The sequence below is a fragment of the Saccharospirillum sp. HFRX-2 genome (assembly GCF_043196805.1).
Taxonomy (GTDB): domain Bacteria; phylum Pseudomonadota; class Gammaproteobacteria; order Pseudomonadales; family Natronospirillaceae; genus Saccharospirillum.
Genome location: NZ_JBEBMU010000001.1, coordinates 379,340 through 404,062, shown reverse-complemented (window position 1 = coordinate 404,062; position 24,723 = coordinate 379,340). Strand labels below are relative to the sequence as shown.

At 57.6% G+C, this 24,723-nt stretch carries 22 protein-coding genes; 13 read left to right on the top strand and 9 right to left on the bottom strand.

Translation table 11 applies throughout. The annotated features are described in order from the left end of the window. Nucleotides 1–33: 33 nt before the first annotated feature. The 10 genes from recC (at nucleotide 34) to ABMA60_RS01995 (ending at nucleotide 13,816) form a co-directional block, all read left to right on the top strand. Nucleotides 34–3,255 carry an exodeoxyribonuclease V subunit gamma gene (recC, locus tag ABMA60_RS02040; RefSeq protein ID WP_392797950.1) on the top strand — a complete coding sequence of 1,074 codons (3,222 nt, stop codon included), beginning with the start codon at nucleotides 34–36 and terminating at the stop codon, nucleotides 3,253–3,255. Continuing rightward, the gene (gene recB / locus ABMA60_RS02035; protein WP_392797947.1) at nucleotides 3,248–6,646 is read left to right on the top strand and encodes an exodeoxyribonuclease V subunit beta; all 3,399 of its coding nucleotides are present in this window, start codon (nucleotides 3,248–3,250) and stop codon (nucleotides 6,644–6,646) included. Before recC ends, recB begins: the two co-directional genes overlap by 8 nt. Further along, the gene (recD, locus tag ABMA60_RS02030; RefSeq protein ID WP_392797944.1) at nucleotides 6,643–8,427 is read left to right on the top strand and encodes an exodeoxyribonuclease V subunit alpha; all 1,785 of its coding nucleotides are present in this window, start codon (nucleotides 6,643–6,645) and stop codon (nucleotides 8,425–8,427) included. The genes recB and recD overlap by 4 nt, the downstream gene beginning before the upstream one ends. Before the next feature lie 293 nt (nucleotides 8,428–8,720). Beyond that, entirely contained in the window at nucleotides 8,721–8,930 is a 210-nt protein-coding gene (locus tag ABMA60_RS02025) for a DUF2061 domain-containing protein (protein ID WP_392797942.1), read from the top strand. Between the two features lie 139 nt (nucleotides 8,931–9,069). Then, entirely contained in the window at nucleotides 9,070–10,116 is a 1,047-nt protein-coding gene (locus tag ABMA60_RS02020; protein WP_392797939.1) for an SDR family oxidoreductase, read from the top strand. Beyond that, a complete protein-coding gene (locus ABMA60_RS02015; protein WP_392797936.1) occupies nucleotides 10,113–10,922 on the top strand; it encodes a helix-turn-helix domain-containing protein in 810 nt (269 codons plus the stop codon). The genes ABMA60_RS02020 and ABMA60_RS02015 overlap by 4 nt, the downstream gene beginning before the upstream one ends. A 115-nt stretch (nucleotides 10,923–11,037) precedes the next feature. Then, nucleotides 11,038–11,574, top strand: a complete 537-nt coding sequence (locus ABMA60_RS02010; protein ID WP_392797933.1) for a porin family protein — start codon at nucleotides 11,038–11,040, stop codon at nucleotides 11,572–11,574. Nucleotides 11,575–11,655: 81 nt separating this feature from the next. Then, a complete protein-coding gene (locus tag ABMA60_RS02005) occupies nucleotides 11,656–12,687 on the top strand; it encodes a histone deacetylase family protein (protein WP_392797929.1) in 1,032 nt (343 codons plus the stop codon). Beyond that, nucleotides 12,684–13,079 carry an acyl-CoA thioesterase gene (locus ABMA60_RS02000; protein WP_392797926.1) on the top strand — a complete coding sequence of 132 codons (396 nt, stop codon included), beginning with the start codon at nucleotides 12,684–12,686 and terminating at the stop codon, nucleotides 13,077–13,079. Before ABMA60_RS02005 ends, ABMA60_RS02000 begins: the two co-directional genes overlap by 4 nt. Further along, on the top strand, nucleotides 13,079–13,816 hold the full coding sequence (locus tag ABMA60_RS01995) for an NUDIX domain-containing protein (RefSeq protein WP_392797923.1): 738 nt from the start codon (nucleotides 13,079–13,081) through the stop codon (nucleotides 13,814–13,816). The genes ABMA60_RS02000 and ABMA60_RS01995 overlap by 1 nt, the downstream gene beginning before the upstream one ends. A gap of 7 nt (nucleotides 13,817–13,823) precedes the next feature. Here the strand turns inward: ABMA60_RS01995 and ABMA60_RS01990 are convergent, their stop codons facing one another. The 5 genes from ABMA60_RS01990 to ABMA60_RS01970 form a co-directional block, all read right to left on the bottom strand. After that, nucleotides 13,824–14,222: a VOC family protein gene (locus ABMA60_RS01990; RefSeq protein ID WP_392797920.1), complete on the bottom strand. Its 399-nt coding sequence runs from the start codon at nucleotides 14,220–14,222 to the stop codon at nucleotides 13,824–13,826. 79 nt (nucleotides 14,223–14,301) lie between these two features. Continuing rightward, entirely contained in the window at nucleotides 14,302–15,003 is a 702-nt protein-coding gene (locus ABMA60_RS01985; protein WP_392797917.1) for a class I SAM-dependent methyltransferase, read from the bottom strand. Between the two features lie 4 nt (nucleotides 15,004–15,007). Further along, the gene (locus tag ABMA60_RS01980) at nucleotides 15,008–15,925 is read right to left on the bottom strand and encodes an NAD(P)/FAD-dependent oxidoreductase (RefSeq protein WP_392797914.1); all 918 of its coding nucleotides are present in this window, start codon (nucleotides 15,923–15,925) and stop codon (nucleotides 15,008–15,010) included. Next, nucleotides 15,925–16,362 carry an Rrf2 family transcriptional regulator gene (locus tag ABMA60_RS01975; RefSeq protein WP_392797911.1) on the bottom strand — a complete coding sequence of 146 codons (438 nt, stop codon included), beginning with the start codon at nucleotides 16,360–16,362 and terminating at the stop codon, nucleotides 15,925–15,927. Before ABMA60_RS01975 ends, ABMA60_RS01980 begins: the two co-directional genes overlap by 1 nt. Before the next feature lie 108 nt (nucleotides 16,363–16,470). Continuing rightward, nucleotides 16,471–17,364 carry a LysR family transcriptional regulator gene (locus ABMA60_RS01970; RefSeq protein WP_392797908.1) on the bottom strand — a complete coding sequence of 298 codons (894 nt, stop codon included), beginning with the start codon at nucleotides 17,362–17,364 and terminating at the stop codon, nucleotides 16,471–16,473. Between the two features lie 101 nt (nucleotides 17,365–17,465). On the opposite strand from ABMA60_RS01970, the gene ABMA60_RS01965 reads away from it, so the two are divergent. Continuing rightward, entirely contained in the window at nucleotides 17,466–18,281 is an 816-nt protein-coding gene (locus ABMA60_RS01965; protein ID WP_392797905.1) for an SDR family NAD(P)-dependent oxidoreductase, read from the top strand. 77 nt (nucleotides 18,282–18,358) lie between these two features. Here ABMA60_RS01965 and glmS read toward each other — a convergent pair whose 3' ends face one another. Continuing rightward, nucleotides 18,359–20,188 (bottom strand): glutamine--fructose-6-phosphate transaminase (isomerizing), encoded by a 1,830-nt coding sequence (gene glmS / locus ABMA60_RS01960; RefSeq protein WP_392797902.1) that lies wholly within the window; start codon nucleotides 20,186–20,188, stop codon nucleotides 18,359–18,361. Between the two features lie 65 nt (nucleotides 20,189–20,253). Beyond that, nucleotides 20,254–21,612: a bifunctional UDP-N-acetylglucosamine diphosphorylase/glucosamine-1-phosphate N-acetyltransferase GlmU gene (gene glmU / locus ABMA60_RS01955; protein WP_392797899.1), complete on the bottom strand. Its 1,359-nt coding sequence runs from the start codon at nucleotides 21,610–21,612 to the stop codon at nucleotides 20,254–20,256. Nucleotides 21,613–21,781: 169 nt separating this feature from the next. Between glmU and ABMA60_RS01950 the strand changes: the two genes are divergently transcribed. Then, entirely contained in the window at nucleotides 21,782–22,789 is a 1,008-nt protein-coding gene (locus ABMA60_RS01950) for an NAD-dependent epimerase (RefSeq protein ID WP_392797896.1), read from the top strand. Nucleotides 22,790–22,805: 16 nt separating this feature from the next. On the opposite strand, the gene ABMA60_RS01945 is transcribed toward ABMA60_RS01950, so the two are convergent. Then, the gene (locus ABMA60_RS01945) at nucleotides 22,806–23,771 is read right to left on the bottom strand and encodes an AEC family transporter (protein ID WP_392797893.1); all 966 of its coding nucleotides are present in this window, start codon (nucleotides 23,769–23,771) and stop codon (nucleotides 22,806–22,808) included. Nucleotides 23,772–23,849: 78 nt separating this feature from the next. Beyond that, nucleotides 23,850–24,230, bottom strand: a complete 381-nt coding sequence (locus ABMA60_RS01940) for a DUF3461 family protein (RefSeq protein ID WP_392797890.1) — start codon at nucleotides 24,228–24,230, stop codon at nucleotides 23,850–23,852. Nucleotides 24,231–24,383: 153 nt separating this feature from the next. Between ABMA60_RS01940 and ABMA60_RS01935 the strand changes: the two genes are divergently transcribed. Next, entirely contained in the window at nucleotides 24,384–24,668 is a 285-nt protein-coding gene (locus tag ABMA60_RS01935; RefSeq protein WP_392797887.1) for a hypothetical protein, read from the top strand. Nucleotides 24,669–24,723: the final 55 nt, after the last annotated feature.

Here is a 24,723-nt window from a genome sequence, read left to right as displayed (position 1 = left end):
TACACTGGGCACGGATTGTTAAGGTGCCCATTCATGCTCCATACCCTGCCCGGAAATCAACTCGAGGTGCTGGTCGAACCGCTGGCGCGGCTGCTCGCCGTGCCCGTCGACAACGCCCTCGAGCCCGATGTAATTCTGGTGCAAAACCCCGGCATGCAGCACTGGCTGAGCATGCAACTGGCGCAGCACCGCGACCGGCGCATCAGCATGAACCTGCGCTTCCCGCTGCCGGTCACCGAATTCTGGACGCTGATTCGCCGCGTGCTTGGCCCCGATGCCGTGCCCGAAGCCTCGCCTTACCGGCGCGAGGTTTTAAGCTGGCGGCTCGATGCCTTGCTGGCGCGGGAAGACATCGCCGCCAATCCCACCTTTGCCGAACCCACTCGTTATTGGCAACGCCAAAGCGATCGCCAACAAGCGGTGCGGCGTCATCAATTAGCAGAACAACTGGCCGATTTATACGAGCAGTATCTGCTCTACCGCCCGGACTGGATTGCCGACTGGGATAGCGGCAATGGCAATCACTGGCAAGCGCAGCTGTGGCGTTTGCTGACCGCCGATACAGTCGTGCCTCACCCGATCAAACTGGCGCGCCAGGCCATTGACCAGCTGGCTCAACCGGCCGAGGCCTTACCCGAACGGCTGTTTTTATTCGGCATCAATGCGCTGTCGCCGTTCTGGCTCGACTTTATTAAAGCGTTGTCAGACCAGGGCGGCATCGACATCCATCTGTTGTACCTGAACCCCAGCGACGACTACTGGGGCGAAGTGGTCAGCGAACGCCAGGCGGCCAAACAACGGGCGCGTTGGATTGAAGCCGAAACCGACCCGGACACCCCGCTGGATGTGGGCAACCCGCTGCTCGCCAACCTCGGCCAGCAAGGCCAGGCCTTTGTGCGCTTGCTCAGCGAACGCGCCGATCTGGAAACGCCGGTATTCGTCGAAAACGAAACACCAACACTGCTGGCCCAACTGCAACGCGACATTCTGCATCTGCGCGATGGCCGCGACACACCCAGCGAGCTGAACGACAACTCCATCAGCGTCACCCGCGCGCACTCGGCCTTGCGCGAAGTTCAGGGTTTGCACGACTGGCTGCTGCATCGCTTTAACGACGACCCGACATTGACGCCCAAAGATGTGGTGGTGATGTGCCCCAACGTCGAAGACTACGCGCCCTTTGTCGAAGCCGTCTTCGCGCGCCGCTTTGAAGATCTCTCGGAAAAAGTGCCGCCGCTGCCCTGTTCCATCGCCGACCGTCACCTAAAAGACGCCGACCCAACCGTCGCCGCCTTTCTCGATTTATTAACCCTGCCCGACGCCCGCTTCCAGGTCAGTCAGGTGATCGGCTGGCTGCGCGTGCCAGCCATCCAGACACAATTCCAGTTAACGCCCGACGACGTCGATCAGCTCGCCCACTGGCTCAGCACAGCGGCAGTGCACTGGGGGCTGGATGCCGAACACAAGGCTGGCTTTGTGGAACGCGAAGTCAGCGATCACTTCACCTGGCAGCAAGGCCTCGACCGACTACTGCTCGGTTTCGCCTGGGGCGACGAAGCGACGATTCTGGGTGAGCGCTTACTACTGCCGCAAGTAGAAGGCAGCGATGCGTTGCAACTGGGCCGCCTGATGGCCTTCGTGCGCCGCCTTAAACAACTCGCCGCGGAATTGAACCAGCCGCGCGACATCGAACACTGGCAAGCCTTCCTTAAAGACCGACTGCGCCTGGCGCTGTTCGCCACCGGCGAGAGCTTCGACCCGGCACACGACGACCTGCGCACCGCCATCGCCGACCTTGGCCAACACTGCTTCGAAGCCGGCTTCGACGGCGACATTCCCTTAGGTGTGATTCGCGATGTGCTGATGCAGGCGTTCTCTGGCAGTCAAAGCGGCGGCCGTCAGTTTTTAACCGGCCAGATCACCGTTTGTTCCTTGGTGCCGATGCGCTCCATTCCGTTCAAAGTGCTGGCCGTGCTCGGCTTAAACGACGGCGAATTCCCGCGCCACCGGCCGCCTTTGGGCTTTGATCTGATGGCCAATGATCATCGCCTCGGCGATCGCTCACGCCGCGGTGACGACCGCTATCTGTTCCTCGAAGCGCTGCTCTCGGCGCGCGATGCGATCTATCTCAGTTACCAGGGCCGCGACGTTACCAACAACACCGAGCGTCAGCCGTCGCTGGTGCTGACCGAACTGTTCGACTACCTGCACAGCGCCACCGGCTGGCGCCGCGAACAGATTCGCGATCTGCCGCTGCAGCCCTTTGCTGCGGCCAATTACCAAGGTGCACAACCCAGCTTCGACCGCCACTGGCTGCGCCTGACCGCGCCATTGCCTGACGCCAGCAATATCGCCGAACTGCCCGAACCCGACTGGCCGGATGAACTACCGCTGAAACAACTGATCGATGCGCTCGACCATCCATCACGCGCCTTCGCGCGCCAGCGTTTGGGTTTGTTCCTGGGTTATGACAGCGGCCCGCAACTGGACGACAGCGAACCCTTCGCGCCGGATCATCTCACCCGCTACCAGCTGCAGGCTCAGTTAATCGACAGCGAACTCGGCCTGGATGACATGCCGGTCGAGAGCTGGCTCGACCGCGCCCGGCTGTCCGGCTTGTTACCCGATCACGCTGAGGCCGAAGACGACCTGCAAAGCTGGCAGCAACAAGCCGAACAATTCGCCGCTCACTTAATGGAGTTGGGCAGCGCTGAACTGACGCTCGAAAACGTCGAAACGCGCATCGACGGCCAGCAACTCAGCGCCCAATTACCTCGCCTCGCCGATGGCCGCCTGTTGTTCTGGCGCCTGGCCGACGCCAAAGGCAAAGATTACCTGACGCTCTGGCTGCACCATCTGGTCGCCAACCTCAGCGGCCCCACCGAAACCCTCGGCCTATACCGCACCAACAAGACCGACGCCGTCTATCAATTGCAATTAGCACCGCTCGACGCCGACGACGCCAAGACCGAACTGACCAACTGGCTGCGCATCTGGAAGCTGGCGCTGTGCCGGCCGCTACCGCTGAACTCAGCTATTGGCGTGGAAATCGCCAAACCCAGAACCCGCGGCGAATACCAGCCCTATCACTTCGACCGCCTCTGGTATGGCGACCAGTTCCGCAGCGGTTTAGGCAGCGACGCCTATATGCACTGGTTCTGGCCCGAGCCGCCCGATGAAGCGGCGTTGCGCGACGATCTGTTGGCGCTCTACGAACCCTTATTTGCGCACCTGCAGGAGACGGCCCATGCCTAAACTCAACGCCGCCACCCTGCCACTCACCGGCCGCCAACTGATCGAAGCCAGCGCCGGTACCGGCAAGACTTACAACATTACCCGGCTCTATATTCGACTGCTGCTGGAAGCGAACCTCAGCGTCGATCGTATTCTGGTGATGACCTTCACCAAGGCCGCCACCGAAGAACTGCGCGGCCGGCTGGCGACCTTGCTACGCCAGGCCCACGATCATTGGGAAACTCTCGACGAACCCTTTTTCGCCGAACTGCGCCAGCGTATCGAGCCAGTCAAGGCCAAAGCCCGATTGCATCAGGCGCTGCTGCATCTGGATGAAGCCGCCGTCTACACCATTCACGGCTTCTGCAAACGCGCTCTCACCCAGCAGGCCTTCGCCAGCGGCATCGGCTTTAACGCCGAGATGGAAACCGACAGCCGCGAGCTGATTATCGAAGCGCTGCGTGACTGGTATCGCCGTCGCGCCGGCGATGCCGATTTCGGTTTGCTCTACCAACACTGGCCGACGCCGGATGCGTTTTTCGATGCCTGGGCCAATACCATTGCCAGCAGCGAACCGCTGCCCGAGCCGGGCGTGACCGATCCGCAACCGGCCTGGCAGGCGTTTCGTGAACAGTGGCAAAACGAGGCCGAAGCCTTCTTTGCGCTGAACGTCAAAACCCGACGCGGCGATAACCAAGCCATCTGGCAAGCGACGCTGGACGAATTAACCCAACTCGCCAATCAACCCTGGCCCGGCACCGCGCCGGCCTTGTTCGACAAAGCATTTAACAAAGACGCCTTCAGCACCGCCAAAAAAATCGACCAATTACCGACGCTGCATCGCCTCACCAAAGCGCTCAATCAAATCAGCCTGGAACAGCGTGCCCAACTGGCCTGGGCGGGCATCGACTACGCCCGCGCTCACCTGGCCGACGCCAAAGACCGCCTCAACCAGCTCGACTTTAACGACCTCATCGTACTGCTGCGCCAACGCCTGACCGAACCCGGCGGCGAGCCATTGGCGGCGGCGCTGGCCGAACAATTCCCGGCCGCGCTGGTCGATGAATTTCAGGACACCGACCCGGACCAGTACGCCATTCTGGATAGGATTTATCAAAAACCGGACGCTGGAAATCCCGAGCCACTGCTGTGCATGATCGGCGATCCCAAACAGGCGATTTACGGTTTCCGTGGCGGCGATGTATTCGCCTATTTAAGCGCCCGCGACCACGCCGACCAGCAATGGCAGATGGACACCAACTTCCGCTCGCACCCGGCGGTGGTCGACGGCTACAACCAACTGTTTTACGACGGCGGCCGCGAAGTGTTCGGCTTCGGCATCGATTACCAACCGGTGAGCGCCGGCGCCAAAGACGCCGCTGAACTGAACGACCCAGCCTGCCGAGCGGCGGTGCAATGGGGCTTGCTGCCCGCCGAAGACAAGCCCTACGCCAAAGACGCTCAAAGCACACTCGCGGTCTGGACCGCCGCCGAAATCCAGCGACTGTTAACCCAGGCAAGCTGGCAGGAAAAACCCCTGCGCCCCGCCGACTCATCTCCAGTGCGTCCAGGGGACGTGGCCATCCTGGTGCGCGACCGCAACGAAGCCGCCACCATCCAAATGGCGCTGCGTGAATACGGTTTGAATTCGGTTTATCTGAGCAGCCGCGATAACGTTTTGAAAAGCGCGGAAGCCGACAGCCTGCGTTTGGCGCTGCACGGCATTCTCGACCTGGAAAACGACCGCGCTCTGGTCGCGGCCTTAGCCACGCCCTGGTTCGGCCTCGATACCGAAGCGCTCTATGAGCTGCATCAAAACGAACACCGCTGGGCCGAACTGCAGGCCGAGGTCACTGAACTGCGCGAACGCTGGATGGGTCAAGGCCTGATGAGCATGGCGCTGGCGCTGTTCCAACGCCACGTCCAGCCACGACCAGCGCAACACGAACGCGCCCTGACCAACAGTCTGCATCTGCTCGAACTGTTGCAACAGGCCAGCCAGCACCATCGCCAACCCTGGGCGCTGCTGCACTGGTTCGACCAGGCGCGCGACGACGACAGACTGGCTGCCGAAGCGCAACTGCGGCTGGAAAGCGACGCGGATTTAATACAGGTGATCACCCAGCACGGCGCCAAAGGCCTGGAATACCCGGTCGTTTTTCTGCCCTTCGTCAGCTACGGTCGCAGCGCTCGGCAAACGCCCTCGCTGGTGCGCTACCACGACCGCCACGACCACAGCGCGCGCCTGGCGCTGAACCCGAGCGATGAAGAAATTGAACTCTGGCAACAAGAACAAATCGCCGAAGACATTCGCCTGCTCTACGTCGCCGCCACCCGCGCCGAAAGCCGGTTGTATATTCTCGCCGCCGACTTCAAAGATTTCGGCCGCAGCCCGCTGGCGAGATGCATGGGTATCGAGCAGTTCGGTACCATGAACGAAAAGCTGGGTAATAGCTCTGTCATCCCGGACTTGATCCGGGATCTCGCCCTGACCACCGAACCCACTCACTCGACCGCAACAACACAACCAGCCGGCCTAAAACCCGCCGACTTCCACGGCCAGATCGAACGCGACTGGTGGCTCAGCTCTTTCTCGGCACTCACCCGCAACGCGCGCCACGGCGGCCTGTCGAACCCGGACCGCGACCAGGACGAACCCGAAGCCGCCAACACGCCCAGCGGCGAGCTGCCACTGCGCTTCTCGCTCGCCCGTGGCGCCGAAGCCGGTAATCTGCTGCACGATATTCTGGAACGCCTCGACTTCCACCAGCCCGATTTCGACGCCGCCTTACAAGCGCCGCGCCAGCGCTATCAGGGGTTGATCAGCGGCATCAAAGACGTCGAACCTCAGTTAATCGATTGGCTGACCGAGATTCTGGGCACCGAACTGCCCAGCGGCGCGCGGTTGGCGGATTTGCCGCTCAACCAGACGCTGCGCGAATCGGAGTTCTACTTTCCGCTCAACGCCACCACCAGCGCCGGCCGCCAGTTGGCCGATATTCTCGCTCGCCATCGCGGCCAACAAGCGGTCGCGCTGCCTGACCCACGTCGGCTGAAAGGCATGATGCACGGCTACATCGACTTGGTTTACCACTGGGCCGGCCGCTATTACGTGGTCGATTACAAATCCAGCCACCTCGGCAACCAGCTGGCGCGCTACCAGGACCCCTGGCTGACCGAGAGCGTGCAGAACAGCTATTACGACCTGCAATACCTGATCTACAGCCTGGCGCTGCACCGCTACCTGGCCACGCGCCTGGCCGATTACGACCCGGCCCAACATCTGGGCGGCGTGCACTATCTCTACCTGCGCGGCATGGCGCCGGGCAACGCCAGCGGCATCTACCATCGCGAAGCCGACCTCGCCGCCATAGCGGAGTTAGACCGTTTATTTCAGGGAGAACCGGCGTGAGCGAATTACTCGACCTAAATCGCCATTTAGAAGGCGTCGCCGAACTCGACTTACTGCTCGCCGAACGGCTGTGCGAGTTTCTGAATTGCCAGGACGACTGGCTGTTTCACTCGCTGGTCGGCGTCAGCCAGGCGCTGCAACAGGGTCATGCCTGCCTGCAACTGAGCCACTGGGCGGGCCGCTTTGAGTGGCGCGCTGAAGACGACCCGGACAGCGGCTATCGCTTCCCGGCCTTGGAAGAATGGATCGAAAAACTCAGCGCCTTGCCAATCGGCCCAGACGACAACGCCCCCGTAGTGTTCGACCTGGACCGACTCTACCTGCGCCGCTACTGGCGCTTCGAAACCAAACTCGCCGCCGCCCTGGGTTCACGCCTGAACGCCCCGGTCGACGCCAACCTGAAAACCGCCAAGCAGGTACTGACCGACTTATTCGGCAGCAGCGACACCACCAACTGGCAGCAAATCGCGGCAGCCAATGCCTTGCTCAACCGCTTTACCGTCATCGCGGGTGGCCCCGGCACCGGCAAAACCTTCACCGTCACCCGACTGCTGGCGCTATTGGCCGCCACCGCGACCGACCTGCCGGTCATCAAACTCGCCGCCCCAACCGGCAAAGCGGCACAACGACTGGGCGAATCCATCCGCGCGGCCAAAGCTGGCCTGCTCGGCCCGGTCGATATGCTCACGCTCGACGCCATTCCGGAAACCGCCTCCACGCTGCACCGTTTATTGGGCGTCATTCCCAACCAACTCGACTTCCGCCACAACGACCGCAACTTATTAGAACTGGATATTCTGGTGGTCGATGAAGTCTCGATGGTCGATTTACCGCTCATGACGCGCCTGTTCCGCGCCTTACCCGAGCACGCTCGCGTCATTTTTCTGGGCGATGCCGACCAGTTACCGTCTGTTGCGGCCGGTAGCGTGCTGGCTGATTTAGCCGAAAGGCCGCATCCAGGCTATTCAAAGGCCCGAAAAACTCAACTTAAACAGTTGGGAATTGGCTTAGAAAATGGCAGTTCCGGCAGCGCCGACTACCTCAGCTACCTCTACGACAGCCGCCGTTTCGGCCCCAACTCCGGCATCGGCCAACTCGCCCGCGAAGTGATCGACGGCCAAAGCGACGCCAGCCTGGCAACGCTAAAAGGCGAACACAGCGACGTCCAATGGCTCGGCGACAACAACCTCTATGCCCAAATCGACGCCTGGACGCGCACCTGGTACCAACCCATCGCCCAGGCCGAAAACTTGAGCGAAGCCTTCGACCGTCTGTTCCAATTCCGCCTGCTGTGCCCGACCCGAGTCGGCCCACGCGGCGTAGAAGCGCTTAACGAACGCATCGAACGCCAACTCAACCCCAACCGTGAACCCGCTTACCGCGGCCAGCCGATCATGATCACCGAAAACCACTACGGCGTCGGCCTCTACAACGGAGACATCGGCCTACTCTGGCCCGACGACAACGGCCAACTCCTAGCCTGGTTCCCGGAAGGCGAAAGCCACCGCCCGGTAGCCCCCGGCCGACTACCCAGACACGAAACCGTCTACGCCATGACCATCCACAAAACCCAGGGCAGCGAATTCGAGCGGGTTGCTCTGGTACTGCCAGAAACCCCCAGCGCCATGCTCACGCGTGAGTTGATCTATACCGGTTTGACGCGGGCGAAGCAGGAATTAGTGGTGTTTGGTGGGGAAGGGGTTTGGTTGGAAGGGGTTAGGATGCGGGTGGAGCGGCATTCGGGGTTGAAAGAGAGGCTTTTGCGCTCTAATTACAAGTAGCCTTTACTCTGGTTCCCGAGATGACAAACCACCCGGAGGCGGTCTTTCCGACCTAAGCAGAAGCCAACTTAATGACTCTACGAAGGGTGAGTTGCGGATACTGTGTAGGGTGCAAAAAGTTGCTCTGAATAATTATTTGTAGCGGATATAAGTATCGCCCTTGCCAAGCTTGGTTCAGCCTACACAAAACTCATACCAGAAAACTATCAACCATATAAAATCAATAACCATAGACAATCAAACAAGAACCACTATCATTCTCGTCATAGCCAAAATCGATAGCAGGCACCGAGATGATTAAAACAGCCACTTTTGCAGTTATGCACTTTTCCATCGCCTTTGGCGTTGCCTGGGCCTTGACCGGCAGTCCCATCGTGGGCGGTTTGGTCGCGCTGGTTGAGCCGGCGGTGAATACCGTGGCCTTCTACTTCCACGAGAAAGTCTGGAAGCGGATTGAGCGGATGAAGGCGCAGTCAAACCCACAGTTCAGTACGGTGATGTAGGCCAACATGGCCACCTGACCTTGTAAACTTGGCCTTCAGTCCTGGCCTTCTGAACAAAGTCACTTTGAGCCGCTCAACAAAGCGGCAACTGGAACACTGGCCTTAGACTTGAGCGCTCTTTCCTTCAGGGGTTCAAGTTATGACAACTTCTCCAGCCGACACTCGAGTTTTGGTCACCGGCGGCAATGGCTTTGTCGCCGTACATCTCATCGCACAATTGCTGCAACAGGGTTACGCCGTTACCGCCACGCTGCGCGATCTGAGCAAGCAGGCGGCGGTGCTGAATAGCCTGGAACAGGCCGGCATCGCAGCCACTCCAAAACTGCAATTTGTACAGGCTGATCTAATGAACGATGCCGGCTGGGCCGAACTGTGTGCCCAGCATGATTACGTGCAACACCTGGCCTCACCGATCTTTCACCACAAGCCCAAGCACGAAGACGAGCTGATTCAGCCCGCCGTCCAAGGCACCCGGCGGGTATTGAAAGCCGCACGCGATGGAGGTGTTAAGCGCGTGGTGATGACTTCTAATTTCGGCGCCGTTGGCTACAGCCATAAAGACCCCAATCAACCCATCACCGAGGCCGACTGGACCGACCCGCATCAACCCGGTTTATCGCCCTACAACAAATCGAAGGTTCTGGCCGAGCGAGCCGCCTGGGATTTTATCGAGCGTGACGGTGGCTCGCTGGAACTGAGCGTGATTAATCCCATGGGTATTTTTGGGCCTCAGCTCAACGCTAATTTGTCGAGCGGCCCAAGCCTGTTAAAGGCGGTGTTGGATGGCTCTATGAAACGGCTGCCGTCTATTCGCCTGGGCATTGTCGACGTGCGTGATGTTGCCGCTTTACATTTACTGGCGATGACGCATCCACAGGCCGCTGGTGAACGGTTTTTGGCGTTTGCGGGCGGCGAGCTGAGTTTGATCGACATCGCCCATCTGGTGGCGCAGCATTACCCCAAGCTGGTGGCCAACCCCGACCCCAAAGCACTGCCCGACTGGTTGGTACGATTGGTTGCGCTGTTTAATCCGAAAGCCCGGGAGCTGACCCCTATGCTGGGTATCCGTCGCAATGCCTCCAACGCCAAAGCGCGCACGCTGCTCGGTTGGCAACCTCGCTCTAACGAGACGGCCATTCTCGATGCCGCACTGAGCCTGGAACACTTTGGATTGTTGGGCCAATGAACAACCTCACCGACGCATCCGCCTGCTACTTAGGCCCGGACATTTCACCCGAGCAATTTGTCGCTGAGCATCTGTTTATCTTCGTTATTGAAGGCGAGATGGAAGGCTTCGACGGCCAGCAGTACTTGCGATTAGAGGCAGGGTCGGCGGTTTTGGTCCGTAAAAACCGCCTGGTGCACTACCGCAAACATCGCCAACCCGGCCGTTATGAAAAGATGGCGGTTCGGTTTGACGAAGCGCTGTTACGGCGTTTTTTAGAACGCCACCCGAAACCACTAGCGACCGGGGCTGCGACCGACACCTTTGTTCACTTACAAAGTACCGATCGCCTGGCCGCCTTTGTTCAATCGTTGCGCCCCTACTATTTAGGCGGTGGGCAACTGGACCCGGCCTTTGCTGAGGTCAAGCGCGAAGAACTGCTGTTACTACTGCTGCAACAACAGCCTGAGCTGGCGGCCATACTGTTCGACTTCCGCCGTCCGGGTCGTTTGGATTTGGAATCGTTTATGGCGACACACTACAAATTCAACGTCAGCCTGGAGCGCTTTGCCTTTCTGACCGGCCGCAGCCTCTCGGCGTTCAAGCGCGATTTTAAAGCCATCTTTAATAGCTCGCCGGCTGCCTGGTTGGTCCGGCGACGCTTAGAGGAAGCGCACTTTCTATTAACCCACCAGGCCACCACGGCCTCCGACATCTACCTGGAACTGGGTTTTGAAGATCTGTCGCATTTCTCTTTCGCCTTTAAGAAGCAGTTTGGTTATTCCCCACGCCAACTCCAAGCATCCAATACACAAGCCGCTGACTAAACCATTCAACTTGCGTCAATCGGCCACTTTTTCGATTCAATCCGCCACGCCTGTTTTCAAACGCCTTCTTATGCTGTGACCACTCTGTGTGAGTCACGATAAGAAGGAGAACCGCGTGCACATTCGTCTGTTTATTTCATTATTGGTGCTGTTCAGCGCCGCTTCGGTCAGTGCCGATCAGTCGTTCGGTGTGGGTCTGCAATACCAAACCATTACCGATTACGACGACCCGGGTGTCGGTATCGCCGCCCGTTATGCCTATGCGCTTTTGCCACAGTTCTCGCTGCAGTCGGAAGTCAGCGCGACGGTCAGCGAAGTCGAAGGCGAGGTGGTCAACAGCTTTGGCAATTCGGTGGGCTTTGCCTCGGCCTGGCTGACGACCTTTGCGCTGTACGGCCAGTTTGAACAACCCTTGGGGTCGCGTTTTTCCGTGCATGGCCGGGTGGGTGTGCTCAGTGCGCAGTCTGAAGTGGAGCGCTGTATCAGTGGTAACTGCACCAGTTTCGAAGGTTCCGATACCGACCTGAGTTATGGCGCGGGCGCGGCTGTTCATCTGTCGCCCAGCCTTAGTCTGGTGGCCGACTGGACGCACATTGCCGAAGACGTTCAATACATTGGTTTATCGCTGGAGTACCAACTGCAATCGCTGTGACCTTCCACATCGGCGGCGATGAAAAATCCGCCCGACTGTGCGACATTAGCGGCCATATTCCACGGCCGCTGAACCCTTCCGATGAAAACCGTCTATTCCCCTTTGCATCACCGTCGCACTGCCACCTCTGAACTCGATGGCGGCATTCTGGTGCCGCCTTATGAAAACCCCAACCGCGCCGAGACCATTCTGGCGCGGGTGAAAGATCGTCAATTGGGCGAGGTATTGGCACCGGTCGAACATGGCCTGGAACCAATTCGCGCCATCCACACCGACGACTACATCGACTTTCTGGAACATTGCTGGGCCGACTGGAAAGCCGCCGGCAAACCGGGCGAAGCGATTCCGGCTGTCTGGGCGGGCCGCGGTATGCGCCACCGGGCGCCGAAAGACATCGACGGCCGCCTGGGCTATTACAGTTTCGCCGCCGAAACTTCCATTACCGACGGCACCTGGGAAGCGGCGCGGGCATCGGTCGATGTGGCGCTAACGGCGCAACAGCAGATTCAGAACGGTGACCGCGCCGCCTTTGCCTTGTGCCGGCCACCGGGCCATCACGCCGCGGCCGATCTGTACGGCGGTTATTGCTTCTTTAACAATGCCGCCATCGCCGCCCAGGCGTTTCGCGATAGCGGTGCCCAGCGCGTGGCAATTCTCGATGTCGATTTCCACCACGGCAACGGCACCCAGTCGATCTTCTACGAACGTTCCGATGTGTTCACGCTGAGCATTCATGGCGATCCGGATTTGGTCTTCCCGCACTTCCTCGGCTTTGAAGACGAAACCGGCGCGGGTAAAGGCGAAGGCTATAACTGGAACCGTCGTTATCCGCCGGGTACGCCTTTTGAAATCTGGAAAGACGGTTTGGAAGATGCCTGTCATCAGATCGAGGCCTACAATCCGGATTTTCTGGTTGTAGCGCTGGGCGTCGATACCTTTGAAGGCGACCCGATTTCGTTTTTCAAACTGACCAGCGCCGATTATTTACGCATGGGCGAGCGCATCGCCAAGCTTGGCAAGCCGACCCTGTTCACAATGGAAGGCGGTTACGATGTCGATGCCATCGGCGTAAATGCGGTCAATGTATTGGAAGGCTTTGAGGGTCGTGCATGAGCATGAGGTTGGAATTCAAAGTCCGCGATTACGAATGCGATTTGCAGGGCATTGTGAACAATGCCGTCTATCAGAATTATCTCGAACACGCGCGCCACGAGTTCCTGCTGTCTAAAGGCGTGAATTTTGCCGAGCAATCGAAACAAGGCGTTGACCTGGTCATCGTTCGTGCCGAAATCGATTACAAAAAACCGCTGACCAGTGGCGATTACTTTCATACTGAGAGCAGCTTGCGGTTAGTAGACCGGATCCGCGCAGCCTTTGATCAACGCATCGTGCGCAGCGATGGCGTGCTGTGTTTGCAGGCGGTATTTATTTGGACCGCAATGAACGAACGCGGCCGGCCTTTCATGCCACCCGGCTTACTTGATCAACTCAGCGCAGGCGAATAATGCACACCCAGGCCGATGCCTTTAATGGCGTTATTATTTCGCCGCACAATCTGCCCGAAGATGCCGCCATCTTTGCGGAAAAACTGGCGGCCTTATTGGCGCAAAGTGAAGCTGATGGCAAGCAGTTAGTCTGGCTCACCTTGCCCATTGAACGCGCTCACTTAACCGGCATCGCCACCGAATTGGGTTTTGTATTTCATAATTGTCTGGAAGCGGAGCTCACGCTGATTAAGCGCTTACGAGTTGATGCCTTTGTGCCCTTTGTGCCTTCGCATACGCTGGGCGCGGGCGGTTTGGTTGAAGACGGCCAAGGCAATTTTCTGGCAATTCGTGAACAGGGCATGACCAGCTTTAAATTACCCGGCGGTCACGTTGAAGTCGGTGAGTCGATTGAAGCGGCAGTGCAACGCGAAGTCTGGGAAGAAACCGGCATCAATACCCGCTTCGAATCGGTGCTCGGTTTTGCCACCAAACATCCTTATCGATTCGGTAAAAGTAACGCCTATTTCGTCTGCAAATTAACGCCACTGGACACCAAGATCGCCATTCAGGACACGGACGAAATTGCCGAAGCGATGTGGCTTTGTATCGATGAATTTGTTGCCGACGAACGACAGAGTTTATTTAATCGTCAGTTAGTCGGTGCGCTCGCTGGAAAATCGGGATTGGCAAAAACCGAACTCGATGGCAACGACGGTCCGCACCGAAAACAGGAAATATTTTTCACCCGCTTATAACAAAGGTTCAGCGCTGTCCAAAACGCTGCTTGGCGGCTTCGGTTTGCGGCATAAACAAGGCCACCAAGTTACCTTCCGGATCGCGAAACTGTACGGTCCGATTTCCCCAGGGCAACACTTTAGGGCCGTGCACCCAATCCACCTGGTCTTTTAATCGCTCGTATTCAGCGTCCACATCCGCGACCTGGAATTCCAAAATAGCGGTCTGGTTAGCGGCAGGTTTGGCACTGCCTGGTTCAAACAAAGCGACTGTTTCTTCAGCACCAATAGCCAGAACGCCGGGTGGTACGATCAGTTCGGCAAAAACAGGCGCCAACCAATCGGCTTTTTGCCCGGTGATGTTTTCATAAAAGGCCACCATGGCAGGCAGATCGGCGGCAATTAAACGTGTGGATGCAAACTTCATTAGAACCCTCGCTTTGGCGTAACAGACAAAACAAAGAGACTAACGGAAAATCAGGTCAGAACCCGCCCTGATTAATTCATTAATTTGCAGCGCGTCGTGCTACCCAGGCCTGCACCAGGCCCGCCTGGAAAAAGGGCAAGGGTTCGTCGAAACCAGCCTCCTTAACCAGATGGGCAACCGCATTAAAAGGCAAGACGCCGACGTCTCTTGTATAAGCGGTTTTTAAGCGCTCAATCTGTTCTATGGTCGCTGGCGAACCAGTGGTGATGCGCTGCCACAACGCCAAGCTGGCCTCGAACATCGGCAACCGGGTATCAAACATTAAGTCGGAACTGGCCAGCGGCGCTTGCGGTTTCAAGCGCTGTGCAATTTGCCGGAAAAATACTTTGCGCTTTTCCGGTTCGACCAGAAACTGCGACACCAAAAAACAAGTCGCCGCATCAAACTGTTTGGCGGGAGACACGCTTTCCAGATAACCATGCTCCACGAAACAACGCTCGGCGACGCCCGCCTCGATCAGATTCTGTCGACACACCTCAACCATGCCCGCCGATGGCTCCACCAAGGTGAAATGCCAATGCGGAAAACGTTGTGCCAGAGCAATCACTTCGGTGCCGGTACCTGAACCGACAGAGAGTAAATGAGCGTTCGTCGGTAGGTCGGCAAACACCGCTTCCAGCAAAAAACGCAGGGCGTTTTCGATCGGCTCGCGACGCTGAGCCTGGCGGTCGTAGCCTGCCGCTTGCTGATCAAAAATAGCCGTCAGTTGCTCTGGCTGCATGGCGTTAACCGGCTTGCTGCAGTATGGAATGATGCATCAAGGAGCGATGCACTGCGGTGCCCGCCATGGTACCGCCAGCCATCGCCATAGTGACATTGCCGGCCGCGCGTGCGGCATCGCCGCAAGCAAAAACGCCGGGTACCGAGGTGGCTTGCATCATATCGGTTTCGATATAAGCGCCCATGGGACCTTCTGTCATCGCGCACCCCAATTGGCTGGCCAGGGTATTGGTCATTTCCATTTTCGGAGCGACAAACAAACCGGCCAATTGAACCTGACGACCGTCGGCCAGATGTACGATGGCCTGGTTATCGCCGCTGACTTCGGTGACCTTTGCGCGCTCAATGGTCACGCCCCGGGCCGACAGTTCACTCAGTTGATCGGCTGAGGGTTCAAAGACGCCGTTGAGGAAAAAAGTCGTCGGGCCCCAGTCCGGAATCATAAAGGCCTGATGGGCCGATTCTTCACTGCTCGCCAGCACGCCTAAAGCACCGCGATTCAATTCATAGCCGTGGCAATAAGGACAATGAAACACACTCTGACCCCAGCGCTCATTCAGGCCAGCGATCGGCGGCAAAACATCGCGCACGCCGGTTGCCAATATCAGATAGAGCCCTTGATAGTGTTCGCCGTTTTCGAGCGTTAATTTAAATACACCATCACGCGCAGCAACGCTGTCGGCCTGACCCTTCACCCAGGTCACGTTCGGATATTTGAGCAACTGAACGCGGGCTTCATCGGCAATCTGACCCGGCGGTTTGCCATCCTGACCGATCACGCCATGGGCGTGACTGGCAAAGCGGTTGCGACGCTGGCCACCATCGATGACCAGCACCTGGCGGTAGCCTCGTGCCAACATCATGGCGGCAGCCATGCCCGCATAACTGCCGCCGACAATGACGGCATCGTAAGTTGTAGTCATCACTGATTCTCCTGATCGGCAGCGGCGCTTCGACGGCGCATACCGTGATGAAAGTCGTTACTGAGTTGCGCCAGAGTGACGCCCTTAAAGCGTTCCAAAAGTTGCTGTTCAGCGCTGGCGAAGGCATCACCCAGGGCGGAGTTGACGGCCTGTTCGACCAGACAACCCGGCATCTCGGTGCGGTGGCCAATGGCCAGCAACACCGGCTCTCCCAGAGCGACGTAAATGTCGTAAAAGGTGGTTTTTTCCAGATCACAGATCAGGCGCCAACCGCCGCCATGGCCTTTTTCTGAACGCACCAAACCCTGGTCGCGCAAGCCACCAAGGATGCGACGGATAACCACCGGGTTGGTCTGCATCATGGTCGCCAGCGCATCCGAGGTTTGCGGAGAACCGGCTTCGGCCATGTGTAATAGGACGTGCAGAACGCCCGACAAGCGGCTGTCTCTTTTCATGTAACTTAGATTATTACATGAATTAGTCAAAGACAAGCCAAGCGAATAAAAACGCCACCCTAAATGGATAACATGCCTGGCTTCAGCGCCTCACTGTCGGTTCCGGCGCAGTGCATCCAGAAACAGGCGAAAGGCTTGTGTGGGTTGTTTGCGACTGGGGTAATAGAGGTAATAGCCGATAAAGGGCTCACACCAGTCCTGCAGCACGGATTCCAGCCGACCGGCGGCGACTTCGTCAGCCACCATATCTGCCATAAGATGTGCCAAGCCAAAGCCTTCCAGCGCTGCCGATACCATCAAATCACCATCGTTCAGCACCAGTCCCCGACCGACCCTGACACTCAATGGCCGCCCGTCTCGCTCAAATTCCCAGTCGTAGATACCGCCGGCAGCATTGCGAAAACAGATGCAGCGATGGGTCATCAACTCATCCGGCGTTTGTGGCCGCCCCTGCGCCTCCAAATAGGTCGGCGACGCCACCACCGCAGAGCGCAACTGAGGCCCCACCGGAATGGCCACCATGTCTTTTTCGACCTGTTCACCCAGGCGAATACCGGCATCAAAGCCTTCGGCCACGATGTCCTGATACGCCGAGGTAATGGAGATATCGACCTGAATATCGGGGAACTCATGCATGAGTTGTACAGCGGCAGGCCACAAAACCGTCTGTGCCGCGTGCTTGCCCGCCGTTACTCGAATCCTGCCCGCTGGTCGGTCACGGTAGTCGGCCAAGGCATCCACTTCGGTCATGATGTCGGCTAATGCCGGTGCCAGTGTAGCCAACAGCCGCTCACCGGCCTGGGTTGGCGAAACACTGCGTGTGGTGCGTGCTAACAGCTTGACACCCAGCCTGGCTTCAAGCCGCTTAATCGCCTGACTCAGCGCCGATTGCGTCACCCCGGCTTTGACAGCGGCCTGAGTAAAGCTGCGCTGCGACGCCACCAGCTGAAAATTTGCCAAGTCGGCCAAGAGCTCAGAACGCATTGAGTAGCATCTCTAATAGAGTCCAGTACCAATAAGTAGCTAATCTTATTTCATTAGCCCTATTAATCTAGCGGCACTGTGAATGAGGAAAGGAACGAATCATGAAGAAGGTTTGGCTGATCACCGGTACAGCCCGCGGGCTGGGTCTGGAAATCGCGCGGGCAGCGCTGCGCGCTGGCGATAGCGTTGTCGCAACGGCCCGCTCATCAAGCGCTCTGTCTGAGGCTTTGGGTAAGGATAATGATGCCCTGCTCACCCTGGCTCTGGACGTCTGTGACGAAGCGACGATTAACGCAAGCGTGCAACAGGCCATCGAGCATTTCGGGCGCATTGACGTCCTGGTGAACAATGCCGCCCAAGCGCAGCTGGGTTGGTTCGAAACCATTGAGCCTGCTGAGGTTCGCCGCAACTTCGACATCAATGTCATGGGCGCCATGGCGGTGACTCGCGCTGTGCTGCCAGTTATGCGCCAGCAGCGCTCCGGGCTGCTGGTGACCATTTCATCGGTTAATGGTCTGGTTGCCAATGCCGGCGGATCGGTTTATTCGGCCACCAAATTTGCGCTGGAAGGCTGGATGGAAGGCTTGGCTCAAGAAGTTGCACCCTTAGGCATAGGGTCCTTGATTGTCGAACCGGGGATGATGAAAACCGATTTTCTGGATCAAAGTTCCATGCGCCAGGGCCAGCTCGATATTGCCGACTACGCCGAAGCTGTCGCCCAGTTTAGCGCCTTTATCGACAGCGCCAATCACGCCCAGCCGGGAGATCCGGCGCAGCTTGCGGCCCGGCTTATCGAACTGATCAGCGAGGAAGACACTCCCGAGCGTTTCGTCTTTGGTGCCGACGCACTCGAATGGGCGGGTGCTAAGCTCGACCGACTGCGCCAGGAACTCAATCATTCTGCGCAACGGGCTTAGCACATCGAGCGGTTACAACGTGCCGGGTGCTCAGCTGTAAAGGCGGCACCCGGGATCGTTATTCCACCGTCACCGACTTATTCAACCGTCACCGACTTGGCCAGATTCCTCGGCTGGTCAACGTCGGTGCCCTTGATAATGGCAACGTGATAGCTGAGTAATTGCAGCGGTACGGTGTAGAGAATCGGCGCCAGTTCGTCTTCGATATGCTCCAGTTCGATCAGTCCAGTAGCGCCGGCTTTGGCCAAGCCAGCAGCGCGGTCGGCGAACACATAGAGCTGGCCGCCACGGGCGCGAACTTCTTCCATGTTCGAGCGCAGTTTTTCCAACAGTTCGTTGTTGGGTGCCACGACAATCACCGGCATATCGCCATCGATCAGCGCCAAAGGTCCGTGCTTGAGTTCACCCGCGGCATAGGCTTCGGCGTGAATGTAGCTGATCTCTTTCAGCTTCAGTGCGCCTTCCATAGCGATCGGATACTGACTGCCACGACCTAAGAACAGCGCATGATGTTTATCAGCAAAATCTTCGGCCAGATCGGCGATGGTGTCGTTCAGCGTCAGTGTCTGGTCGATCAGTTTGGGCAGCGCGCGCAATCCTTTTACTAAGCGCTCAATCTCGCTAGCGGCGACACCTTGATGGCGAGCCATACTCAGCACCAGCAACATCAAACCCACCAACTGGACAGTAAACGCCTTGGTGGAAGCGACACCAATTTCAGCGCCGGCGCGCATCATGTACGACAGATCGCTTTCACGCACCAGCGACGAACCCGGCACGTTGCACAGTGTCAGCGTGGCTTTGTAACCACGCTCTTTGGCGACGCGCAGCGCGGCCAGCGTATCGGCGGTTTCACCGGACTGGGAAATGGTAACGAACAAGGCGTTCTTCGGAACCACCGACTGGCGATAACGAAACTCCGAGGCGATCTCTACCTGGCAGGGAACGCCGGCAATCTGTTCGAACCAATAACGCGCCACCATGCCAGCGTGATAAGAGGTGCCGCAGGCAATGATCTGCACAAAATCGATGCCCGCCAACAACTCATTGGCGTTCACACCGAAGGCTTCGGTGACGACATCCTTGGCGCCCAAGCGGCCATCCAGCGTTTGTTCGATGGCGTGCGGCTGCTCAAAAATTTCCTTGAGCATAAAATGTTTGTATGAGCCTTTATCGCCAGCGTCGTGTTGAACATCGCTTTGCTGCATCTGACGTTCAACAGGCCGGTCGTTGACATCGATGATGGTGACGCTGCGCCGACTCACTTCAGCGACATCGCCTTCTTCGAGATAGATAAAATCACGCGTAACTGGCAACAGAGCAAGCTGGTCGGAGGCGACAAAATTTTCGCCAATGCCCAGGCCGATGACCAAAGGCGATCCAGAACGGGCGACAACTAAACGTTCCGGATCGCGACGATCGACTACCGCCATACCATAAGCACCGACCATCAAAATGCGCGCTTTTTTTACGGCTTCGAGCAGACTACCGGTAGCGCGCAATTCACGCTCAACCAAATGGGCGATCACCTCGGTATCGGTCTGGGACGCAAACTGATAACCCTGTTCTTTCAGTTCTTCGCGCAGCACTTCGTAGTTTTCGATAATGCCGTTGTGGACCACCGCCAGGCTGTCACCTGAGACATGCGGGTGGGCATTCACTTCGTTCGGCTCACCGTGAGTCGCCCAACGGGTGTGAGCAATGCCGGTACCGCCAGACAGAGGATTTTGTTCCAGCGCCTGCGCCAGTTCCGCCACTTTACCGACACGGCGCACACGGCTGAGAGTGTCGTCATTAATGATCGCAATACCGGCCGAATCGTAGCCGCGATATTCGAGACGACGCAGACCTTCAATCAAAATTTCCGCCACATCGCGCTGAGCGACGGCACCAACAATGCCACACATAGGAGGCTCCTTTTAGGCGTTATACCCGCTCTAAATAGCGAGTCAGAAAATTCAAGAAATACGGATTAATTTTTAGTCGGTCGCTGCCACTTACTGATGCTGACCTGCCGCGCGCGGCCAATGCTTAACTGATCGGCCGGAGCGGTTTTGGTGATCACCGAACCGGCGCCAATAAAGGCACCGTCTTCCAGAGTCACCGGCGCGACCAAGGTGGAATTAGAACCGACAAACACACCGGCACCGATATCGGTGCGGAATTTATTAGCGCCATCGTAATTGCAGGTAATAGTGCCGGCGCCGATGTTGGCGTTGGCACCAACACGGGCATCGCCGACGTAGCTGAGATGGTTAATCTTGGCGCCGGCTTCAACCTGAGCGTTCTTGGTTTCGACGAAGTTACCCACCTTGGCACCATCGCCCAGCGTTGTGCCCGGACGAATGCGCGCAAAAGGCCCGACATTGACCTTGGCACCGAGGTCAGCCTGATCAATAACAGTATTGGCCTCGACTACCGCACCATCGCCCAAACGCGCATTACGGATCACACAATTAGGGCCGATGCGCACACCGGCGCCCAGCACAACCTCGCCTTCAAAGACGGCATTAATGTCGATAAAACAATCCGCACCCACGGTGACCGAGCCGCGCACATCGACACGCGCCGGGTCGGCCAGCGAACAACCGGCAAGCATTAGCTGCTCGGCCTGACGCCGTTGAAAACGACGTTCCAGATCGGCCAGTTGCACGCGGTTATTCACACCCAAAGTCTCTTCTTCATCCGCCGGCTGAGCGGTGCGCACAGCCACCTTTTCGCTGACCGCCATGGCGATCAAATCGGTCAGGTAATATTCGCCCTGAGCGTTGTCGTTACCCAGACGCGGCAACCACTGATGCAGTACCCAGGCGGGCATGGCGAGAATGCCGGAATTCACCTCGGTGATGGTTTTCTGCTCGGCGCTGGCGTCTTTTTCTTCAACGATGGCCTGCACGTCACCCGCGGCATTGCGCACGATGCGGCCATAGCCCGATGGGTCGTCCAGGGTAACGGTTAGCAAGGCGATGGCCTGGTCATCGACCTGGCTGATCAGCTGGTTCAGGGTTTCGACGCGAGTTAAAGGAACGTCGCCGTACAACACCAGCACGGTGCCACTTTCTGGCAGATTGGGCAGCGCCTGGGCCACCGCATGACCGGTGCCGAGTTGTTCGCTTTGCAGCGCGAAGCGTACTGGCTGGTCGGCAAAATGCGCTTTGACGGCTTCGCTGCCGTGACCCACCACCAGCGTAATGTCAGACGCAAATTGACGAGCGGTATCGACAACATGCTGCACCAGCGGCCGGCCGGCCAGCGGATGCAATACTTTGGGCAGGCTCGATTTCATTCTCGATCCCTGGCCTGCCGCTAAAACAACTACATTGACGTCCATGCGTCGACTCCATGCATAAATCGGTGAATGGACTGCATTGTAGAGCCAAAGCAAGATGACACAACCCAGCTTTAGTCAGGATTTTTTTGACGAAACGAAAAGAAAGGCCGGTGTACCTGACCGGGTGCATCAGCGATAATGCCGCCACTGTTTAAGCAAGGACAAGACGATGCATATATTGGTCACCGGCGCCGCCGGCTTTATTGGCTATCACCTGAGCAAAGCGCTGCTGGCCCGCGGTGATAGCGTCGTCGGTATCGACAACCTGAACGACTACTACGAAGTCAGCCTGAAGCAAGCCCGTTTGGCACAGCTGGATGGACAAAGTGGTTTTCAGTTCGAGCGTCTGGACGTGGCAGATCGATCAGGCATGGAAGCGCTGTTTGCCAAGCATCGTTTTGACCGGGTGGTGCATCTGGCGGCTCAGGCCGGAGTGCGTTATTCAATTGAGAACCCGCACGCCTATGTGCAGGCGAATCTGGTCGGCTTTCTGAATATCCTCGAAGGCTGTCGCCACCAGCAGGTTGAACATCTGGTCTATGCATCATCAAGCTCGGTATACGGCGCCAATGAATTGCAGCCGTTCAGCGAACAGCATGCGGTGGATCATCCGGTGTCGCTCTATGCCGCCTCGAAAAAATCCAACGAGATGATGGCGCACAGTTACGCCAATTTGTATGGCCTGCCGTGCACCGGGCTGCGCTTTTTTACCGTCTATGGCCCTTGGGGTCGTCCGGATATGGCGTTGTTCAAATTCACCCGCGGCATTCTCGACGGTACACCGATCGACCTCTATAACGGCGGCGATATGGTGCGCGATTTCACCTACATCGACGACATCATCGAAGGCGTGGTGCGCACTACCGATCACATCGCCCAGCCCGACCCGGACTGGAACGGCAAAGCGCCACGACCGGACACCAGCTTCGCGCCCTACCGGCTGTACAACATTGGCAATAACACCCCGGTGAAGCTGCTCGATTTTGTCGATGCCATCGAAACAGCGGCCGGTAAAAAAGCGCAGCGTAATCTGATGCCGATGCAGGATGGCGATGTGCCTTCGACCTTTGCCGATGTGTCGGCGCTGGAAACGGCGGTCGGCTTTAAACCCTCAACACCGATTCAAACGGGTGTCGATCAGTTCGTGGCCTGGTATCGCGACTACTATCAAGTCTGAGAAAAGCTAACCTTACTTATACCCAACCAAAAGCCCGCAACGCCACCAGCCCGACGCTGGTGGTCACCAGGCTGAGCACCGTTGACGTTGCGATAATGGACGCCGCCAAATTGGCGTTACCGCCCATGGCGCGCACCATTACGTAACTGGCAGCGGCCGTCGGCGCAGCTGCCATCAGGTAAAATACGCCCAGTTCCAGCCCGCCAAAACCCAGCCAATAAGCGACCAGCACAGCAGAGACCGGAATAAATATCAGCTTAAACGCCGAGGCCCAGGCCGTTACCCGGCCGGCTTCAACAAAACCACGCCAGGACAAACTCGCACCGACGCAGATCAGCGCCAGTGGCAAGGTCATGCGGGCAAAATAATTACCGGTATCAAGCACCCAGACCGGCACCGGAATCTTGAGCAGGACGATAACCGCCGCCAGCAGGATGGCAATGATTAAGGGATTGCGCACGATATCGCGCGAAGCCGCCACCACCGGATGCAGATGGCTCGCACGCGGCGACCAGCGACTCAGCGTAATCACCGACAAGACGTTATAAAGCAGGGTATTGAACGCCAGATAAACCGAAGCCAGCAGCGCCGCTTCCTGACCAAAGGCATTGAGACAAAACGCCAACCCGATAATGCCCATGTTGCCGCGAAAGCTGCTCTGTACGAAGACGCCCCGTTCGTCGTGATGCGGCACCAAAAATAGCGTCACCACCGACAGCACTAAAAACCAGGCCAGGTTAAACAGCAATGCCAACAGAATAATGCCGTCACCCGGAATACTGGTCGGCCGGGCAGTGACGATATTCAGAAACAACAAACTGGGCAGGGCGACGTTGAAAACCAGCTTGGAGCCGCCTTGAACAAAGGCGTCATTGATCCAGTCCAAACGGCGAAAAACGACGCCGAGAACAACCACTAGGGCGATGGGGCCGGTAACCTGAAGCGAAAACAGCAGCAGTGACAGCAAGGGGGAGACGTCCACAAAAACGGACGCCCAGTATAGAGAGCCGATCCGGTCGGGGCCAGCAACGCAGCGGCCACGACCGGGGCTTTTGAGGTCTTACTTGAGGCGCTTGATGTCGGCCTCGATCTCTTCGATTTTGTTCTGAACCACCTTTTCCAGGTGGTGCAGATCGTCGAGAATTTTCTTCTTCAGATCCGTTTCTACATGCACGCGACGGGCAATGGAATCCAGCTCATCAACCAACTGGCGCAGCGCCGGAGAAATTTCAGTGGTATCGAGATAGCTGCTGGTGCCGCTGTCGATCTTGACGCGCTTTTGCTGACGCGGGTACTTAAATTTCTCGCTGCGGGCAAACAGATCGCCCTTTTCGCGCTTGTAATAGATCTTCAGAATATCGTCGTAGCCTTCGGTGCGAAGGGTATACTTTTCGATCTTGTCGGTGTCGGTGACACCGACGGAATTCAAGTGTTCAAACATCGAGCATCCTTGAGCGTATGTAAGAGTGAATGTTCGGGCGTACAATTTTTGTACTGAGCCTAGGTTACGCCAATGGTAACCGCAATCAACTAGCAAGCGGCGTGCCTGTCGCAGTTCCATAAAACCCAGCTTAAAACGGAAATTTTTTGCACCATGACGTTGCACATTCGCCTGATTGAACTCGAACGCTACCTGCCTGATGTCACTAATGATGCCGACCTGCAGCGCGCCTTCGGTCCGTTAAAACGCTATTGTCGCGAACAAGCAAACCGGGCGTTAACGCTGGCACCTTTTTCAGAAACCGATCGCGGTGAAGCCGCGCTGGTGATCATTGGCACCGATAAAGGTCAGATCGAAACGGAGGTGCGGGCACTGGAAGAATGGATGGAAGCGAATCTGCCCGGGCAGATGCTGAGATTGGAGGCCAACTGGCTGTAGCCTTCCCAAAACGGAAAACGCCACCGGAGCAAAGCACACCGGTGGCGTTGGTCAG

What these genes read in the sequence shown, in the direction of transcription:
- ABMA60_RS01995 (WP_392797923.1), top strand. Translation starts at nt 13,079, where the DNA reads ATGCACACCCAGGCCGATGCCTTTAATGGCGTTATTATTTCGCCGCAC.
- ABMA60_RS02005 (WP_392797929.1), top strand. Translation starts at nt 11,656, where the DNA reads ATGAAAACCGTCTATTCCCCTTTGCATCACCGTCGCACTGCCACCTCT.
- ABMA60_RS02025 (WP_392797942.1), top strand. Translation starts at nt 8,721, where the DNA reads ATGATTAAAACAGCCACTTTTGCAGTTATGCACTTTTCCATCGCCTTT.
- ABMA60_RS01940 (WP_392797890.1), bottom strand. Translation starts at nt 24,230, where the DNA reads ATGTTTGAACACTTGAATTCCGTCGGTGTCACCGACACCGACAAGATC.
- glmS (WP_392797902.1), bottom strand. Translation starts at nt 20,188, where the DNA reads ATGTGTGGCATTGTTGGTGCCGTCGCTCAGCGCGATGTGGCGGAAATT.
- ABMA60_RS02015 (WP_392797936.1), top strand. Translation starts at nt 10,113, where the DNA reads ATGAACAACCTCACCGACGCATCCGCCTGCTACTTAGGCCCGGACATT.
- recB (WP_392797947.1), top strand. Translation starts at nt 3,248, where the DNA reads ATGCCTAAACTCAACGCCGCCACCCTGCCACTCACCGGCCGCCAACTG.
- ABMA60_RS01985 (WP_392797917.1), bottom strand. Translation starts at nt 15,003, where the DNA reads ATGCAGCCAGAGCAACTGACGGCTATTTTTGATCAGCAAGCGGCAGGC.
- ABMA60_RS01935 (WP_392797887.1), top strand. Translation starts at nt 24,384, where the DNA reads ATGACGTTGCACATTCGCCTGATTGAACTCGAACGCTACCTGCCTGAT.
- ABMA60_RS01970 (WP_392797908.1), bottom strand. Translation starts at nt 17,364, where the DNA reads ATGCGTTCTGAGCTCTTGGCCGACTTGGCAAATTTTCAGCTGGTGGCG.
- ABMA60_RS01990 (WP_392797920.1), bottom strand. Translation starts at nt 14,222, where the DNA reads ATGAAGTTTGCATCCACACGTTTAATTGCCGCCGATCTGCCTGCCATG.
- ABMA60_RS02000 (WP_392797926.1), top strand. Translation starts at nt 12,684, where the DNA reads ATGAGCATGAGGTTGGAATTCAAAGTCCGCGATTACGAATGCGATTTG.
- ABMA60_RS01950 (WP_392797896.1), top strand. Translation starts at nt 21,782, where the DNA reads ATGCATATATTGGTCACCGGCGCCGCCGGCTTTATTGGCTATCACCTG.
- ABMA60_RS01965 (WP_392797905.1), top strand. Translation starts at nt 17,466, where the DNA reads ATGAAGAAGGTTTGGCTGATCACCGGTACAGCCCGCGGGCTGGGTCTG.
- glmU (WP_392797899.1), bottom strand. Translation starts at nt 21,612, where the DNA reads ATGGACGTCAATGTAGTTGTTTTAGCGGCAGGCCAGGGATCGAGAATG.
- ABMA60_RS01980 (WP_392797914.1), bottom strand. Translation starts at nt 15,925, where the DNA reads ATGACTACAACTTACGATGCCGTCATTGTCGGCGGCAGTTATGCGGGC.
- ABMA60_RS02020 (WP_392797939.1), top strand. Translation starts at nt 9,070, where the DNA reads ATGACAACTTCTCCAGCCGACACTCGAGTTTTGGTCACCGGCGGCAAT.
- recC (WP_392797950.1), top strand. Translation starts at nt 34, where the DNA reads ATGCTCCATACCCTGCCCGGAAATCAACTCGAGGTGCTGGTCGAACCG.